The sequence below is a fragment of the Streptomyces sp. C1-1 genome (genome assembly GCF_050214755.1).
Classification (GTDB): domain Bacteria; phylum Actinomycetota; class Actinomycetes; order Streptomycetales; family Streptomycetaceae; genus Streptomyces.
Genome location: NZ_CP189826.1, coordinates 796,871 through 814,193, shown reverse-complemented (window position 1 = coordinate 814,193; position 17,323 = coordinate 796,871). Strand labels below are relative to the sequence as shown.

Sequence of the window (17,323 nt, the reverse complement as noted above, 5' to 3'; positions counted from 1 at the left end):
CTTCGCGCCCTCGCGTGTTCGATTTCATGTTCGATAGCGTGGGGCATCGGAGGTGAGGGGCATGACGAGGGCACACGAGGTGTCGACGGTGATGCATGTGCGGTGCCCGGAAGCGTTGGGGGAGGAGGGCTACCGGCAGGTTCTGGAGCAGCTGGCGGAGCTCTCTCCGGTGGTGCGGGCGCTCCCGCCCGGCGCGGCGCTGGTGGAGCTGAAGGGCGCCCTGCGCTACCACGGCGCGGACGCGCGCCGCCTGGGGGAAGTCCTGCGCGTACGCACGCTCTCGCGCCTCGGCATCGACATCCGGGTCGGCATCGGCCCCACCATCACCGTGGCCGCCACCGCCTCGGCCCGGACACCCGAGCCCGGCGGTGTCCTCGCCGTCGACCCGGACCAGGTCGCCTCCTGGCTGGGCCCGCTGCCGGTCGAGGCACTGCACGGCATCGGCCCGCGCCAGGCCGCGGTGCTGCGCGAGTACGGCATCCACAGCGTGGGCCTGCTCGCCGCCGTCGAGCCCGCCACCGTGCAGCGTCTGCTGGGCGGGAAGGCCGGCCGGACGGCCTCCGACCGGGCCCGCGGTATCGACCCCCGTCCCGTCGTCCCCCGCGACCTGCCCACCACGGCGGCCGTGAGCCGCGCCTTCGACCGTCATGTGCTGGACGGCGCCGACGTCCGCGCCGCTCTGCTGGAGCTCGTGGTGCGGCTCGGTCTGCTGCTGCGCCGCCGCGGGCAGGCCGCCCGGGCCGTGACGCTCACCCTGCGCTTCGCCGGGGGCGGCCGCTGGGAGAGGACCGGCCGTCCGGCGGAGCCGTGCGCCCACGACGACGACCTGCGGCTGCTCGCCTACCGGCTGATGGACGCCGCCGGACTGCAGCGCGGACGCCTGACCGGGCTCGCACTCAAGGGCGAGGACCTCGTGGAGGCCGGTGAGGTCGCCCGGCAGATCAGCCTGGACGAAGCCCGTGAAGCGCGGCTGGTGGCCGAGGAGGCCGTCGACCGGGTGCGGGAGAAGTACGGAGCCGACGTCATCGGCCCGGCCGCGGTCTTCCGCCACGCCTCCTGACGACACCGTTCCGCCGATGGTGCCACCAGTGGCCCGGGGCGGCTCCCCGGTTGACCGCCGAACCGGGAAACCCTAGCTCACACCGGGTTTCCCGGCCGTCCCCGGGACGGGCAACAGGAAACCCGTCGACCCCGGCAGGCGCCCGGGACAGGCTGATCCCGTCAGCTCGAAGCAAGGCCTGCGACGACGCAGGAGACCCGCAAGGGGGAAACATGCGCAAGATGTTGAGCGCCGCCGCCGCGTTCGCGACCGCGGCCACGGCAGTGGTGGCGATGAGCGGCGCCGCCCAGGCCGCGCCCGCCGGCAACACGACGGTGTGGGGCTGCCCGTCGGGAGCGGTGTGCATCTACGGCGAGGGCGTGGACCCCTCCCTCAACCCGCACCCGACCGACGTGTACTACAGCTACGGCGCCCACAACCTGAGCAACCAGGTCGGCTACCACGTCGTCGTCAACAACCAGTACGGCGGCGCCTCCGCGAGCCTCTGCAAGAACTACGGCGGCTCCAACTGCGTCTGGGACATCCCGCAGGACTACTACGTCAACTACGACCTCACGCCCATCAACTCCATCACCCTGAACCGGCCGTAGCGCACGCGGCGCGCCTTTCGCCACGGGGGAGCGACCGCCGGGGCCGGCCGTCGCCGGTCCCGGCGGTCCCCGTTTTTCGCCACTCCGAGTGAAAGGCTTGGTTCTGTGTCCGACCCCCGCAGTAACCTGGGCATCCGCCGTCTCACGATCCGGGCAGGCCAGTGCCTAGGGGGACGCCTTGGGGGACCAGGAACACGTACACGCGGGCGTCGACCGGACCGACCAGCCGGAAAGCCCCGCGCAGACCACACCGTCGTTTCCCGCGCAGCTGAGACGGCTGCGTCGGGAACGCGGTCTGTCGCTGGCCGACCTCGCGCGCCAGACCCACTACAGCAAGGGCTATCTCAGCAAGATCGAGACCGGCGTCAAGCGGGCGACCGTCGACGTCGCCCGCCAGTGCGACCACATCCTGCGCGCCGAGGGCGAGTTGCTCCGACTGGTACGGGAGGCCGCCCCGGTGGAGCGCGGCGGTGGGCCGGCCGGCGACGCCGGTGCGCCCGCCTGCCCGTACCGCGGTCTGGCCGCGTTCACCCCGCAGGACGCGGCCTGGTTCTTCGGCCGGGAGCGGGCCACGGCCGCACTGGTCGAACGGGTCTTCCAACGCGTCGGCGGAGGGCCGCTGTTGCTGGTCGCCCCGTCCGGCGCCGGTAAGTCCTCCCTGCTGAACGCCGGTCTCGTCCCGGCACTGCGGCGCCCCGGCGGGTTCCCCATGCCCGGCGCCGACCGATGGCCCGTCATCGCCCTCACACCCACCGCCCACCCGCTCGACGAACTCCTCGAACGGGCCACGAAGGTCCTCGGCAGCGATCTCGACCTCACCGCGGCCCGGCTGGCCGACCGTCCCGAGGCCCTGCTGGACGCCGTCCGCGCCCGCTCCGACGACGCCCCGCCGGGTCCTGACGGCCGCCGCCCGCCACCGGTGCGGCCCGTGCTGCTCGTCGACCAGTTCGAGGAACTGTTCACCCTCTGCTCCGACGAGGACGAGAGACGGACCTTCGTCCGGGTCCTTCGCGCGGTGTCCACCTGCCCCGACCCGGCGGTCGTCGTGCTCGGCGTCCGCGCCGACTTCTCCGGGCGCTGCCTCGAGCTCCCCGAACTCGTACCCCTCTTCACCGAGGGACTGTTCGTACTGCTCCCCATGTCCGTCGCGGAACTGCGGGAATCCATCACCCGCCCCGCCGAACTCGCCGGCGTCACCCTGGAACCCGGCCTGGTCCCCCTCCTCCTGCGCGACGCGGGCCTGCGCGACGAGCCGGCCGGTGCGAGCGGCGCCAGCACCCCCGACGACACCCCGTCCGGCGCGCTGCCCCTCATCTCCCACGCCCTCCTCGCCACCTGGCAGCAGCGCGAGGACACCACTCTCACGGTGGCCGGCTACGAGCGCACCGGCGGCATCCAGGGCGCCATCGCCCGCACCGCCGAGACCGTGTTCGCCCAGCTGTACCCGGCCGAGCAGAAGTCGATCCGGCGCATCCTGTCCCGCCTCGTCCAGGTGTCCGACGACGGGACCGTCGCGACCCGGCGCCGCACCGGCCGCAGCACCCTCATGGAGGAACTCGGCGACGCCGGCGCCGCCTCGGACGCCCTCGACGCCTTCGTCCGGGCCCGGTTGATCACCGTGGACCGGGACACCGTCGAGATCACCCACGAGGCCCTGTTGCACGCCTGGCCCCGGCTGCGCGACTGGATCCACGCCGACCGGGCCGGACTCCTCATCCACCAGCAACTCGCCCACGCCGCCGCCGAATGGGAGCGCGAGCACCGCGACCCGTCCGCTCTCTACCGCGGCACCCGACTCGACACCGCCCGCTCCTGGGCCGACGAACTGGACACCCGCGGCCGCCTCGGCCCCCGCGAGCAGACCTTCCTCCTCGCCAGCCAGGCCGAGGAGGACCTCCGCCGAAGCATGACGAGACGTCAGACGCGCCTGAAACAGGCCCTGTTCGTCGTTCTCGCCGTCCTGCTCGGCCTCGCCGTGACCGCGGGCGGCCTCGCCTATCAGCAGCGCTCCTCCGCCCTGGCCCAGGAACGCGTCGCCCGCTCCCAGGCCCTCGCCGCGCAGTCCACCTCCCTGGCCGGTGGCCAGCCCGAGGCCTCCATGCTGCTCGCCGAGGAGGCCTACCGCACCGACCCCACCCCCGAGGCACGCGGGGCCCTGCTGAGCACCCAGGCCCAGGCGTTCTCCGCCCGCCTGGTCGGCCACCACGGGCCCGTCAACGCGGTCGCCTTCGCCCCCGGCGGCCGCCTGCTGGCGACGGCCGAGGCGTACGGCACCGTACAACTGCGCCGGACCGCCGACCGCCGGACCACCGCCACCCTCACCGTTCCCGGACGGGTCCGCTCCGTCGCCTTCAGCCCCGACGGACGCACGCTCGCCGCGACGTCCACGGACGGGCCGGTACGGATCTGGGACACCGCCGACCACCGGCTGCGCACCCTGCTGCCCGCGGCCACCGACGGGGCCCACGCACTCGCCTTCGACCCCCGTGGCCGTACCCTCGCCGTCGCCGCCGACGACGGAACGGTCCAGCTCTGGGACGCCGACGGCGACCACCCCGCCCCGGTAAGGCTCGTCGGCCACACCGGCCGCGTCAACACCCTCGCCTACGCACCGGACGGGCGGACCCTGGCCTCGGGCGGCTCCGACCGGACCGTACGGCTGTGGGACACCGACCGGGCCCGCCAACTGGCCGTCCTCAAGGGGCACACCGACGAAGTACTCGGGGTGGCGTTCGCCCCGGACGGGCGCAGCGTGGCCTCCGGCGGCGTGGACCGGACCGTACGGCTGTGGGACGTGGCCACGCACCGGGTCACGGCGAAGCTCACCGGACACAGCGACGACGTCAACGCGGTCGCCTACACACCGGACGGCACCACGGTCGTCAGCGCGGGCGGCGACGGCACGACCCGTCTGTGGGACGTACGCACCGGCCGGCCTGCCGCGATCCTCGCGGGCCACACCGACTACGTGATGTCCGTCGCCGTGAACTCCACCGGGACGACGCTCGCCACCGGAGGGTTCGACCAGTCCGTGGTGCTGTGGGACCTGCGCGGCCCGGTGCTGGCGGCGCGCCCGTTCACCGAGGTCTCGCAGGCGGCGTACAGCCCGGACGGAAGACTCCTGGCCTCCGCCGACGCGGACCACACCGTGCGGCTGTGGGACGTGGCCCGGCACCGGATCCTGAGGACGTTCACGGGCCACCGCGAGAGCGTGTTCTCGGTGGCCTTCGCGCCGGACGGCCGAACCCTGGCGTCGGCGGGCTCGGACGGCACGGTCCGGCTGTGGGACATCCCCACGCACCGCGCGCTCGCCACCCTCACCGGCCACACCGGGGACGTGTTCTCGGTGGTCTTCGCGCCGGACGGCCGCACCCTCGCATCCGGGGGCGCCGACCGCACGGTCCGCCTGTGGGACGTCGCGACCCACCGTCAACTCGCCGTCCTGGCCGGGCATACGGACTACGTCAACGATGTCGCGTTCAGTCCGGACGGCCGCACCCTGGCCGGCGCGGGCGACGACCTGACGGTACGGCTGTGGGACACGGCCGGCCATCGGCTGCTCGCCACCCTCACCGGCCACACCGGCGCGGTACGGGGCGTCGCCTTCAGCCCGGACGGGGCGACCCTGGCGAGCAGCGGCAACGACGGCACCGTCCGCCTGTGGGACGTCCGCCACCGCCGCCTCGAGGCCTCCCTGACCGGCCACACCGGATCGGTCCGCGGTATCGCCTTCTCACCGGACGGCCGACTCCTCGCAAGCAGCGGCAGCGACCGTACGGTTCGGCTCTGGGACGTGACCGGACGGCGGCCCTGGGCCACGCTCACCGGGCACACGAACGCGGTGTGGGGCGTCGCGTTCGCCCCTGACGGGCGGACCGTGGCGAGCAGCAGCAACGACGGGACCGTACGACTGTGGGACCTGGACCTCGGCGCCCGGCTCGCCCGAATCTGCCGACTGCGCAGGGCGATCGGACCGCAGGAGCGAAAGGCGCTGATGCCGGGACTGCCCGTGTCCCTCACCCCCGCGTGCGCGCGGCCCTGACGACGGGCGGCCGGACCCCGCTGGTGGCAGGGGGTTTCCCAAGGGTTTCCCGTTGCCTTTCGGGGTGGGGTGACGCCGGGTGCTCGACCGGCCCCGGTCCGGTCGGCAGGCTGATGCACGACCAGTCACGCATCAAAGAAGACGGGGGTCCCGGCATGCTCCGGCGGACCGGAATCATCGGCACACTCATCGGGCTACTGGCCCTTCTCCTCTGGGCGCCCGCGGCCACCGCCGTCGCCGCGCCCGCCGCGTCCGCCGCCCCGGCGGCAAGCGGCTGCGGGGTCCTCGCGTCCGGCGGCCCGGCGGCCGCCGAGCGCGCGATCGCCGCCGCCTGCGCCCAGGTCGACGCGGGCACCTGGTACACGTGGGGCGGCGGCCACGGCGCCCAGCCCGGCGCCACCTACGGCCAGGTCGACCCCACCGACCCGGCCAGCGAACACGACCCCGAGCGGCTCGGCTTCGACTGCTCGGGCCTGGTCCGGTACGCCTACGCGCAGGCCGCCGGCTCCGACATCCTCAACGGCGACGCCGGCCAGCAGTACTACACGGTCCGCGCCGCCGCCCGCTTCACCGCCGCCCAGGGCACCGCCCCGCTGCTCCCCGGCGACCTTCTGGCCTACGGGACTTCGGCGGATCTGCACCACATCGCGATCTACCTCGGCGCGGGCAAGATGGTCGAGGCGAAGCAGTCCGGTACGCATCTGATGGTCAGTGACGTTCGCCTGGGCGGCGACTACTTCGGGGCCGTCCGCGTCAACACCGGCGCCGTCACCGGGCATGTCTTCAAGACCTGGGGTACGGGTGTCTGGACGAAGCAGGCACCCTCCGTCAGCGCCGGCCGTGTCTACGCCTTTCCCGGTCCCACCACCATCCGCGTCGAGTGCCAGAAGCACGCGGAGGTCGTCACCTCCGACGGCTACACCAACGACGCCTGGGCCTACCTGCCCGACTACAAGGCATGGATGACGAACATCTACATCCAGGGCCCGGCCTGGCTGGACGGCGTACCCACCTGCCCCTGAACCAACCTGCCCCCACCACTCGGGCTCCCCTCGCTCGCCGCACCCGTCGGCGGGCGAGGGGAGCCCGCCGTGGGGCGAAATAACAAAGGAACAGATTTCTGCTTTCCGGTCCTGAATTGATCCCGAATGGGTCCTCAATTAATCCCGCGGAAAGGGGGTTTGACCCGATAACTCGCCGAATTTAATGTGTCGCCATGGATATTGGTCGCTGGAATCCGAACATTCACTACTATCCCGCTGTTCTCGGCTTCGTGCCCGCGAACTGTCGCGAGGCGCTGGACGTGGGATGCGGAGACGGAACACTCGCCCGTTTGCTGGCTTCCAGGTCCGGCCGGGTCACCGGGATCGATCTCTCCGCGGAGATGGTCGAGTCGGCTCGAGATCAGAGCAAAGAGGTCGAGAACGTTCGGTTCCTGGAGGCGGACTTCCTCGAAGCCGGCGGCCGTGAGCTTCCGCCGGGCCACTACGACCTCATCACCATGGTGGCCGTCGCTCACCACCTGGGCACCGAACGCGCCTTGGCTCGGTCGGCCGAGCTGCTGGCCCCCGGCGGGCGACTGGCCGTCATCGGAATCGCCGGCCCCGGATCCGTCGTCGACCTGCTCCACCTGGCCGCGGCAGTCCCCTCGGTGAAATTGCTGAGCCGACGCAGCGGAGGCAGCAGCGCACCGGCGAAGATGCCCGTGGCGGACCCGGACACCACGTTCGGCGAAGCACGCGAGACAGCCCGCCGTGTGCTGCCGGGCAGCCGGTTCCGGCGCCGTCTGCTGTGGCGTTACACCTTGCTGTGGGAGAAACCCCGCGACGGTCGGCATTGAGATCGAGGACCCGGACCGCGGAGTTCGTCTGCCGAGTCCTTACCGACCCGCCTGTCCCGTGCCCCCGGTATCGGATCGGGATCGCGTCGGGACCCCGCTCCGGCACTCTCAAGTCATCGGAAGGCGGGGCCCGATGGGGAACCGTCCGAAGGACAGGGAGACCGGGGTGACCAGGATCGTACTGATGTCGGGCAGTCTGCGGCATGGCTCGGTGAACAGCACCGCCGTCGCGACGATCGGCCGACTGCTGGCGCGGCGGGGCGCACAGGTGCGCACTCCGCTGCTGGATCTGCGGACTCTGCCGTACTACGACCAGGACCTCGACGCGGCCGACGGACCGGCCCCGGTGGCCCGGGCGCGGCGGCTGCTCGGATCGGCGGACGCCCTGGTGATCAGCACCCCGTCCTACAACGGCGGCGCTCCAGGCGTCCTGAAGAACGCCCTGGACTGGCTCTCCCGCCCCTGGGGCGACAGCGCCCTGACCGGATTGCCGACGGCCCTGATGAGTGCTTCACCCGGGCCCCGCGGTGCGGCGGACGCCCAGCCGGGACTGCGGGTGAACCTCGAACGCTCCGGAGCGGTCCTCATCGACCACCGGCCCCTCGCGCTCGGTGACGCGGAAGCCCTGCCGCGTACGGACCAGGGGTTCACCGATCCGTCGGTGCTCGCCCTGCTGCAGGAACTGGCCGACGCCGTATGGGCGGCCCGGCGCGGCGCTGCCGACGCCGAGGTGATCCGCCCGCCGGCCGGTGACGGTGGGCTGCACCCCGCGGCCGTCGCCTGAGACCGCCGCTTCCCGGCGCGGCGCCGTGACGCGCCGCGTCCCTCACAGACTTGCCCCCTGCGTGGTGCCCACAAGGTACGCGTCGGTGGCAGGAACGCCCGTCCGGCCATGGACGGCACTTCGCTTCGGCACCACGCCACGTGGAGCCCGGACCCAGGAAAGGGGGTGCCCCTCATGACGAAGCTCGTCCGCCGCGTGACCCGCGCCGCCATCTGAGGCGCCCTGTCAGTTCCCTTGCCACGAGGTAAGAATGCGAAGGAGGTGCAGTCCCATGACGAAGCTCGTCCGCCGCGTGACCCGCGCCGCCATCTGATGCGTCCTCACCCTGTAGCGCAGTGAGGAATCGCCCCCTGGGGCCGGGTCACCCCAGCCCCGGGGGGCACGTCCACGTTCGCACGGCGCAGCTCGTCATCCGCCGGCGCGGCGTTCTTTCTTGCTTCTCATTCCCCTTGCTCATTTTTTGTTGTCGCTTCAGCCCGTCCGACAGGAGTGGAGTCTCACCATGGAGATCCCCGAGATCCCCGAACGGATCACACGGATCGTCAGCCTGCCCGGTCGCGGGCTCTTGGCCTGTGACGTCCGCGGTGGCCTGCACCGCCTCGACCACGACCTGACCCTGCGCCGGTCGTCCGGCCTGCCCGCCGTGGCGCAGGACCCGGCCGGCTGCCCGCTGTACGGCGTCGCCCTCGCCGGCGACTGGATCGTCACCCGCGACAAGACCGGCACCATCTGCCGCTGGCACGCCGACACGCTGCGCCTGGCCGACCGCCTGGACGCCCGCACCACCGCCGACCGCTCCCTGCTGCTGGAGGGCGAACAGCCGTCTCCCACGATGCTGCGCGGCATCGGCGTATGGAACGGCAAGGCCTATGTGGACAACGGGTACTTCCAGGTCGTCGTACTGGACGTCGAGACCTTCGCCGTCGAGCGCATCGTCCCGTGGCCGCACGGCTACGACATGCTCGAATGGTTCTGCACCGACGCCCCGGGCGTCCACGCCGTCGCCGACCGGCACGGATGCGTGCACCTCGGCTCGCTGGAGGAGTGGTCGTTCCCCACCACGGTGCGCATCGACACCTCCAACGTGCACCGCGTCGTCTACGACGCCCGGCACCACCGCTTCTGGGCCATCGGCGACGCCGGTATCGGCGACACCCACAACGTCTCCAACGGCGTGGTGACCATCGGGCTGGACGGCACGGTCGACCAGCGCATGCACTTCGCCCGCAACGACGTCGAAGGGCTCGTGTTCTCCCCGGACTTCACCACCGCCTACATCGGCGGCTTCGACGGGGAACTGCTCCTGTTCGACAACACCACCCCCGAACTGACCGTCCGCAAGCGGGTCCCCGGCTTCAGCCACCAGATCATCGACGTCACCATCGACGAGGAGGGGCGCGTCTACACCCTCACCCAGGACGGCGAGATCACGGCGCTGTCCCCGGAGGGCGAGGTGCTGCACCGGCTCGACTTCCCCCGCCAGTGCGTGTGGGACCTGCGTCCGCTGCCCGGCGATCCCACCACCCTCCTGGCCGCCACCGACGACGGAACCGCCGTGTTGCGCCTCGACACCCGCGGCGAGCACGCCCGGCTGGACCTGGTCGACGAGTATCACGGCGCGCCGGGCTTCGCCCGCCGGGCCGAGCCGTGCGGCGACGACCGGGTGGCGATCTTCTGGCCCGACACGGTGCGCCGGTTCACCCCCGACGGCAGCACGGTGTGGGAGGCACGGCTGCCCGGCATCGTCCACACCGTCTCGGTCTCGCCGGACCACAGCCGCGTCCTGGTGGCCTGCAACGCCGGCGGCTTCGAGTACGACGCGGCCACGGGCCGGCAGCTGCTGCACATGGACGGGCTGCCCGCGAGCGCGTGGGCGTCGGCCTATCTGCCGGACGGGCGACGGGTGTTGGGCTGCCGCACCGGCCGGCTCGCGGCCTACGACGAGAGCGGCCGCGTCTCCTGGGAGACGGAGCTGGAGAGCTACCCCAAGCGGCTGCTGGTCGAGGGCGACCGGCTGCGCGTCACCGGGGGCGGCGGCGTCAAGGAACTGGTCGTCGGCGAGGACAAGCCGCGGCGGCAGTTCGTGGAACTGCTCGACAACACGGCCGAGAACTGCGCGCTGATCGACGGCACGCTGTGCGTGGTCACCTACGGCATGCAGATCGCCGCCTACGACCACGACAGCGGCGAACTGCTCGCCCTGCACGAGGACTTGCCCGACTTCCCCAAAGGGATGACCGCGCTGCGCGGCGCCGACGGCCGGGCGTACGTGGTGGTCGGCGGCCGAGGCGGCTACCTGCGCCTGTACCGGCTGGACCGCGGCGGCGAGGGCCCGGTGCTGACCGTGCTGCGCGACCTGTGGCTGCCGCGTTCCTCCGGAGCCCGTCCCTTCCCCGCCGCGGCCGGCGCGGCCCGGCCGTGACCACGGCCGGCCGGGTGCGCGCCGGCCACGGCACCGCCCGCGGCGACGAGGTGGTGGAGCCCTCCCCGTTCACCGAGCGCCCGTTCCTCGTCTTCGCCGCCGGGAACGCCGTCAACAACGTCGGCGAGGCCCTGTACGCGACCGCGCTGCCGCTGCTGGCGTACCGGCTGGCCGGCTCGCTGACGGTGATGGCGTGGCTGGCCGCCGCCGTGCCGATGAGCATGCTCCTCGCCCCCTGGTTCGGCTCGGTGGCCGACCGGCGCGGCACGTCCGGCCTCGTCCTGTACGGGCTGCTGGCGCAGGCGTCGGCGGCCCTGGCGATGAACCTGCTGCTGTGGCAGGGCCGTCCGCAGACCTGGACGCTGTTCGTGTGCGCCCTGGTGGTCGCGGCCGGCGGGGTCGCCTACCGGACCGGCTGGATGACGGACGTACCCGTGATGTTCCCGCGCTGCCCGGCGCGGGCCCGCGGCACCCTCAACAGCCTCTTCCTCGCCACCACCCTGGCCGGGCCGGTCCTGGTCGCGGCGACCCTGCCGTGGCTCGGCTACCTGGGCGTGCTGTGGCTGAACCTGCCGACGTTCTTCGCACCGCTGGCGGTGTGGGCGGTGGGCGTGCGCCCACCGCGCCGCGCCGCCGCGGGCGCCGGGCGGCGCGAACCGGCACGCCTGCGCAAGGTGTGGCACGACGTCACCGCCGACCGGCGCATCGCCGTCACGCTCGTCCTGCAGATGGTGCTGGAGGCCGTCTGCGGCACCGGCCTGACGTCCCTGGTCCTGTTCGAACTGCGCCACTCCTGGCGGCTGTCCGGGCAGCAGGCGGGCTGGGTCGTCGCCGCCGTCAACCTGAGCCTGCTGACCGGCAACCTGCTCGTCTCGCAGCGCCGACGGCTGAGCCCCAGAACGCTGCTGCCCGTGGCCCTCGCCGCCCGCGCGATGTCCCTGGCCCTGCTGGCGGTGCCGTGGTGGCCGCTGTTCCTCACCGCACTGGTCCTCGGAGCCGTCGCCCAGGGCGCGCTGCTGGCCGCCGTGGTGATGCTGCGGGTGCGCTACCTGCCGCAGGCCGTCATGGGCCGGGCCTCGGGCCTGATGTGGCTGCTGACCGGATCCGCCGCACTGCTGTCCCCTGTTGTGATCCCCCCGCTCGACCATGTTGCGGGCCCGCACGCCACGTTCCTGGCGCTCGGCGCCGTCTCGTCGGTGGTGATGGTCCACCTGCACCGCGCCCGCACCGCCTGGACCCCGACGAACCCGGCGACGACCGAGCCGGCCTAGGAGGAGGAAGACATGCCCCACATACCTGGCGACACCCGCACCACCGGCCTCCGGGCCCCCTCCGTGCCCGCGCTGCGCCACCGCGACGGCGCCGGTGACCCGCCGCCGCGGGCGGAGGTGCGCCAGAGCGTGCGCATCCCCCTCTACCCGGCAACGGGAGACCCGATCACCGCCCGCGTCATGACCTTCCGCGGGCTGGTGGACGGGCGCGAGCACCTGGCGCTGCGCCTGGGGACCGTCCAGGACGGCGTGCCGCTGGTGCGGGTGCACTCCGAGTGCCTGACCGGCGACGTGTTCGGCTCCGCCCGCTGCGACTGCGGCCCCCAGCTGCGCGAGGCACTGCGCATGATCGACACCGCCGGCGGGCTGCTGCTGTACCTGCGTCAGGAAGGGCGCGGCATCGGCCTGTACAACAAGCTCGACGCGTACGGGCTGCAGGACCGCGGCCTGGACACCTACGAGGCCAACCGGGCCCTGGGACTGGGCGAGGACATGCGCGACTACGCGGCGGCCGCGCAGATGCTGCTCGCTCTGGGCCACGAGGAGATCGACCTGCTCACCAACAACCCCAACAAGTGCGAGCAGCTGCGCCGTTACGGCATCCGGGTGCGGCGCACCGTCGCCACGGGCGTCTTCGTCAACCCGCACAACACCGGCTACCTGACGGCGAAGGTCGCCCGCACCTCGCACACCATCCGACTGGAGGAGTCAGCGTGATACGCCATCACGGGCCGATCAGCGGCGTCGCGGCCTTCGGCGGCGCGTACGTGGCCACGGCCGGCTACGACAACCAGGTCATCCTGTGGGACGCGGCGGCACGGCTGCCGCTGGCCCGCGCCGTCCACGACCACCTGGCCAACCAGGTCGCCTTCAGCCCCGACGGGACGCTGCTGCTGACCTCGTCGAGCGACTACACCGCCCGGCTGTGGTCGGTGCCCGACCTGAAGCTGCGCGCCGTCCTGAGCGACCACAAGGACGACGTGGAGATGTCCGTCTTCCACCCCACCCGGGACCTGGTCGCCACCGCCTCCCGGGACCACCTGGTGCGTGTGTACGACCTCACGGGCGCGCTGGTGGCCCGGTTCGAGGGACACACCGCCGACGTCATCTCCGTCGCCTGGCTGGGGGACGGCGACGAACTGCTGACCTCCAGCGACGACGGCACCGTCAAGCGCTGGTCCCTGGCGGCCGGCGGCATGGTCGGCGAGGTCGACCTCGGCGGTGTGGAGACCGACACCATCGCGATCACCCGGGCCGGCGTGGTGTACGCGGGCAACGACGACGGCGAGATCATCACCATCGCCGACGGCCGCACCGGCAAGGCCCCCGCCCACGAGGCCGGCATCAAGCGGCTGGTGTACAACGCGGCCACCGAGTCCCTGGTCAGCCTCAGCTACGACCGCACCCTGCGGGTGTGGGACGCCTCCGACGCGGACGCCGGGCTCAGGCTCACGCACACCGCCGAGTTCCCCGCCGAGGTGTGGGCCCGCTCGTGCGCCTTCCTCGACGACGCCACGCTCGTCTTCGGCACCTTCGGCTCGTCCTACGCCGTGTACCGCGTCACCGACGGCACCTGGGACCTGACGGGAGTGGAGCCCACCGCGTGCGTCAACGCCGTCGTCACCACCGCCGACGGCGCGGTCTGGACGACCGGCGACGCCGGAATCGTGTGGGTCGACGGACAGCAGCGCGCCACCACCGGCAGCCTGTGCAACTTCCTCGTGGAGGTCGGCGACCGGGTTTTGACCGGCGGCCAGCTCGGCCGGGTCTTCGACGCCCGCGACGGCCGCGTCCTGCACCAGCACCGCTCACCGCTGAACTGTGCCGCCGCCTTCACCCGCGACGGCGTGCCGCACGTGGTGGTCGGCGCCTACACGGGAGAGGGCCTGGTGTTCGCCGTCCGCGAGGGACAGGACCCCGAGCACGTCGCGACGCTGCCGCTGCACACCAACGCGGTCAAGGGCGTCGCGGTCTCCGGCGACACGCTGTTCGCGGTGTGCGCGGACGCCTCGGTGTCCTGGTTCTCGCTGGAGACGTTCACCGAGACCGGCCGCGTCGACGAGGCCCACGCGCGGATCGCGAACGGCTGCGCCCCGCTGCCGGGCGGCCGCTTCGCCAGCGTCAGCCGGGACCTGACCCTGCGGATCTGGGACGGCCACACCAGCCGTACCGTGCCCACGCCGCACGACCACTCCGTCAAGTGCGTCGCCGCCTCCACGGACGGCCGCCTGGTGGCGACGGGCTCGTACGCGGGCACGGTGGCCGTGTACGACGTGACCACCGGGGACTGGCCGCACGTATGGCGGCCCACCACGGCGGGCATCTCCAGCCTGCACTACGACGCCGCCCGCGGCCGCTTCCTCGCCTCCTCCTACGACGGCCGGGTCTACCCGCTCCAGCCGCAGCCGGAGCCGGCCCCATGACCACGGCCGACACCCTCGTCGTCAACCCCAACCAGCTGGACGACCGCACGGCGATGGGGCTGTCCGCGGCCTTCACCGACCGCGTCGACCAGGACCGGCTGCGGCGGCTGACCCGCACGCTCGCGGGCAAGGACCCGCAGGAGCTGGCCGCGCGGGTGGCCGACCCGGAGGCCGACTGGCTGCTTCGGCTGGCCGCGGGTCAACTCCTCGCCCTGCTGGGCGATCCCCGCATCGACCCGCTGGCACCGGCGATGGCGGACGTCCCGGCCGCACGGGTGCGGCTGGGCCTGGCGGCCGACCGGGTCGACGCCGTCGCCGCCGCCTGGCGGCATCTGGGCGTCACGCGCGCGTGGATCGCGAAGGAGGCACCGGAGTACGACGCCGACATCGCCGCCTTCCGCATCGCCCGCCACCCCGTCACCAACGCGGAGTACCGGCTGTTCCTGACCGAGAACCCGGAGGCCGGGCTGCCCACCTCCTGGCGCTTCGGCGTGTACCCCGCCCACCTGGCCAACCACCCGGTGTGGAGCGTGTCCCCGCAGGACGCCGACGCGTACGCGGCCTGGCTCGCCCGCCGCACCGGACGCGCCTTCAGGCTGCCGACCGAGGCGGAATGGGAGTACGCGGCCTCGGGCGGTGACGGGCGCGCGTACCCGTGGGGCGAGGAGCCCGGCGCGGACCTGGCCAACACCGTGGAGTACGGGCCCCTGACCACCACCCCGGTCGGCATGTACCCGGCAGGACGCAGCCTGTTCGGCGCGTACGACATGGCCGGCAACGTCGAGGAGTACGTCGCCGACGACTACCGCCCCTACCCGGGTGGCCAGTACGTCGCCGACGACCTGCACGCCGACACCGACGCCACCTACCGGGTGGCCCGCGGCGGCAGCTTCACCCGCTACGCCGACCTGGCCCGCTGCCGCCGCCGGCACGGCTGGTACCGGCGGGACATCTACGCCATGGGCTTCCGGCTCGCCGAGACACCGCCCGCCGCGGGCGTCGCGGCGGGGTGAAGAACCGGTGAGCCGCCATCCGGGTCCGGCGCCGCGCGGGGCGGCGATCCGCAGGGTGCCGCCGTGACCGGCAGCCGGACGGGAGGAGGGTGAGCGGGCATGCCTCTGCCGTCACGCCGGGGCGCCGCCCCGCTGGTCGTGACCGGTGATCCGGTGGAGCAGCTGACCGACCCGGCACCGGCCGCGCTCAGACAGCGGCTCGTCGACGCCGTCGCCGCACTCGACGGGGTCCGCACGGGTCCCTCGTACGTCTGCGTACGGGGGACCTGCGCTTTTCATCTCGCGCCGGTCCTCGCCCATGGGCCGGCCGAGGCGTTCCTGGCCGGTTCGGAGTTCGGGCACGTGCATCCGCCGTACGACGGGAGCGTGCACCTGATGCTGCCCGGCCGGTGGGCGCGGTGGGCGGTCGCGGCGGGGTGGGGCGTGACCGTCGTACCGCGCGGTTCGCTGCTGGTCTACGGCCCGCGTGACGAGACGGAGTCGGCCGTCGTCGAACTCCTGCTGACACAGGCGTACTTGTTCGCGCGCGGGGAGGTGCCCCATGACCCGCCCTGACTCAGCTCCGCTGGCGCCGCAGAGCCCAGCGCCGGTCGTCGGGCGTCGCTTCGGGCCGCCAGCGAGCCCGGAGGACTCCGTCGTCGGGCATGACGGCGGTGAACAGAGGCACGCGTTCGTCCGCGTAGACGGGCAGGAGTGCGGCGGCGGTGGCACGGGACATCCGCGCGGTGAGCTCCGGGAAGTCGTCCTCGTCGGCGATGGCGCTGAGGATGCGGCCGTCCGCGTCCTCCCAGACGCCTTCGATGAGGCCGTCGGTGGGCAGCGCCGCGAGGCCGGTGTCGATGTCGGGGGACACGGCAGGCCATACCGCCAGGCGGGCCCGGGGAGCGAGTCCTGCGCGGACGGTGCCGACGGCGTCCTCGGTGAGGGGGGCTCTGACCTGCCGGGTAACCCGGCGGTATCGGACCGGGATGTCGTCGGGATCAGTCGGTCGCAAGGTGGTGGCACATCGAGAACGGGCAGCTGAAAGGAACGCGACATGCGGTGGTTGGGACATGGAGCACTGGCCGTGGTCATGACGGCGGTGATCGGCTGGGCGGGTGCCACGGCGGGATCCGCCGGTGCGCACGCCGTCGACGGACGCAGCCTGGTCCTGGCCACCGATGTCGGCCCCACTCACTGACAGCCGTCGCGCCCCGGGCCGGGAGGAAACCGTGATGACGGTGTACCAGGAGCGGTTTCCGCTGGTTCTCCTGCCGGGACCGGACACCCCGGTGGCGGAGGTGGCCGGTCTGGTCCGTGCCCTGCCCGCCGCCCTCCGGCCGGTCGTGCTGCGCCCCGGCACAGGGGCGTCCACGCCGCCCGGCCCGCCGGAGGTCCTCGCCCGTCAGGTACGCGACGCGGGCGTGCGCGGCCCGTTCGCGGTGCACGGCTGGGGAACGGGCGCTTACCTGGGCCTCGCGCTTGCGGGAGTGCTCGAGAGGGCGCTCGGGCACGCCGTCTGCACCACCCTGTTCGTGTCGGACGCGGTCGCCCCCGGCCGCACTACGGTGTCGCCGGTCCCGGCCGACGTGCGCCGCACGGTCACCGAGAGCCGGCTCGTGGTCTGCACCGACCGGACGTCGGCGCGGTTCGACGGGTCCGGTCTGCGGACGTGGTGCCGTCACTCCACGTCCGGCACGGAGTTCGTCACGCTGCCGTCGGGCCCGCGGGCGGCCCGGGCGGCGGCCCTGTCCCGGCTGATCGCCGCACGGCTGCCCCCGGCCGCGGGCCGCCCGTCCGCAACGCGGGCGGCCCGGACAACGACGGCGCACGTGCCGGGCGGTGACGTCGTGGCCGGCTCCGCGCCCTGACCACCGAATCCGTCACCGCCCGCCCGCT

The 17,323-nt window shown here is 73.1% G+C and carries 15 protein-coding genes; 14 read left to right on the top strand and 1 reads right to left on the bottom strand.

What is annotated here, in order from left to right:
• Nucleotides 1-61 precede the first annotated feature (61 nt).
• The 12 genes from ACQF4J_RS03610 to ACQF4J_RS03555 all read left to right on the top strand — a co-directional run bounded on the left by ACQF4J_RS03610 (nucleotide 62) and on the right by ACQF4J_RS03555 (nucleotide 16,000).
• Nucleotides 62-1,060: a DNA polymerase Y family protein gene (locus tag ACQF4J_RS03610; RefSeq protein ID WP_427164520.1), complete on the top strand. Its 999-nt coding sequence runs from the start codon at nucleotides 62-64 to the stop codon at nucleotides 1,058-1,060.
• Between the two features lie 212 nt (nucleotides 1,061-1,272).
• Nucleotides 1,273-1,650, top strand: coding sequence for a hypothetical protein (locus tag ACQF4J_RS03605; protein WP_351576063.1), 378 nt, complete (start codon nucleotides 1,273-1,275; stop codon nucleotides 1,648-1,650).
• A 178-nt stretch (nucleotides 1,651-1,828) separates the two neighbouring features.
• A complete protein-coding gene (locus ACQF4J_RS03600) occupies nucleotides 1,829-5,692 on the top strand; it encodes a helix-turn-helix domain-containing protein (protein WP_427164519.1) in 3,864 nt (1,287 codons plus the stop codon).
• A gap of 155 nt (nucleotides 5,693-5,847) precedes the next feature.
• Nucleotides 5,848-6,714 carry an NlpC/P60 family protein gene (locus ACQF4J_RS03595; RefSeq protein WP_427164518.1) on the top strand — a complete coding sequence of 289 codons (867 nt, stop codon included), beginning with the start codon at nucleotides 5,848-5,850 and terminating at the stop codon, nucleotides 6,712-6,714.
• A gap of 194 nt (nucleotides 6,715-6,908) precedes the next feature.
• Nucleotides 6,909-7,532 carry a class I SAM-dependent methyltransferase gene (locus ACQF4J_RS03590; RefSeq protein WP_351576071.1) on the top strand — a complete coding sequence of 208 codons (624 nt, stop codon included), beginning with the start codon at nucleotides 6,909-6,911 and terminating at the stop codon, nucleotides 7,530-7,532.
• Nucleotides 7,533-7,698: 166 nt separating this feature from the next.
• Complete coding sequence (locus ACQF4J_RS03585; protein WP_427164517.1) at nucleotides 7,699-8,316, top strand: NADPH-dependent FMN reductase; 618 nt, start codon at nucleotides 7,699-7,701, stop codon at nucleotides 8,314-8,316.
• A 502-nt stretch (nucleotides 8,317-8,818) separates the two neighbouring features.
• Complete coding sequence (locus tag ACQF4J_RS03580; protein WP_427164516.1) at nucleotides 8,819-10,738, top strand: PQQ-binding-like beta-propeller repeat protein; 1,920 nt, start codon at nucleotides 8,819-8,821, stop codon at nucleotides 10,736-10,738.
• Nucleotides 10,735-12,009, top strand: a complete 1,275-nt coding sequence (locus tag ACQF4J_RS03575; RefSeq protein WP_427164515.1) for an MFS transporter — start codon at nucleotides 10,735-10,737, stop codon at nucleotides 12,007-12,009. The genes ACQF4J_RS03580 and ACQF4J_RS03575 overlap by 4 nt, the downstream gene beginning before the upstream one ends.
• A 12-nt stretch (nucleotides 12,010-12,021) precedes the next feature.
• On the top strand, nucleotides 12,022-12,726 hold the full coding sequence (locus ACQF4J_RS03570) for a GTP cyclohydrolase II (protein WP_142146070.1): 705 nt from the start codon (nucleotides 12,022-12,024) through the stop codon (nucleotides 12,724-12,726).
• Nucleotides 12,723-14,432: a WD40 repeat domain-containing protein gene (locus tag ACQF4J_RS03565; protein ID WP_427164513.1), complete on the top strand. Its 1,710-nt coding sequence runs from the start codon at nucleotides 12,723-12,725 to the stop codon at nucleotides 14,430-14,432. Before ACQF4J_RS03570 ends, ACQF4J_RS03565 begins: the two co-directional genes overlap by 4 nt.
• The gene (locus tag ACQF4J_RS03560) at nucleotides 14,429-15,445 is read left to right on the top strand and encodes a formylglycine-generating enzyme family protein (protein WP_427164511.1); all 1,017 of its coding nucleotides are present in this window, start codon (nucleotides 14,429-14,431) and stop codon (nucleotides 15,443-15,445) included. The genes ACQF4J_RS03565 and ACQF4J_RS03560 overlap by 4 nt, the downstream gene beginning before the upstream one ends.
• A gap of 99 nt (nucleotides 15,446-15,544) precedes the next feature.
• A complete protein-coding gene (locus tag ACQF4J_RS03555) occupies nucleotides 15,545-16,000 on the top strand; it encodes a luciferase family protein (protein ID WP_351584944.1) in 456 nt (151 codons plus the stop codon).
• 1 nt (nucleotide 16,001) lies between these two features.
• Here the strand turns inward: ACQF4J_RS03555 and ACQF4J_RS03550 are convergent, their stop codons facing one another.
• Complete coding sequence (locus ACQF4J_RS03550; RefSeq protein ID WP_427164509.1) at nucleotides 16,002-16,298, bottom strand: hypothetical protein; 297 nt, start codon at nucleotides 16,296-16,298, stop codon at nucleotides 16,002-16,004.
• Between the two features lie 183 nt (nucleotides 16,299-16,481).
• On the opposite strand from ACQF4J_RS03550, the gene ACQF4J_RS03545 reads away from it, so the two are divergent.
• Both ACQF4J_RS03545 and ACQF4J_RS03540 read left to right on the top strand, forming a co-directional pair.
• Nucleotides 16,482-16,625: a hypothetical protein gene (locus ACQF4J_RS03545; protein WP_351584934.1), complete on the top strand. Its 144-nt coding sequence runs from the start codon at nucleotides 16,482-16,484 to the stop codon at nucleotides 16,623-16,625.
• Between the two features lie 34 nt (nucleotides 16,626-16,659).
• A complete protein-coding gene (locus ACQF4J_RS03540; protein WP_351801110.1) occupies nucleotides 16,660-17,295 on the top strand; it encodes a hypothetical protein in 636 nt (211 codons plus the stop codon).
• The last annotated feature ends 28 nt before the right edge of the window (nucleotides 17,296-17,323 follow it).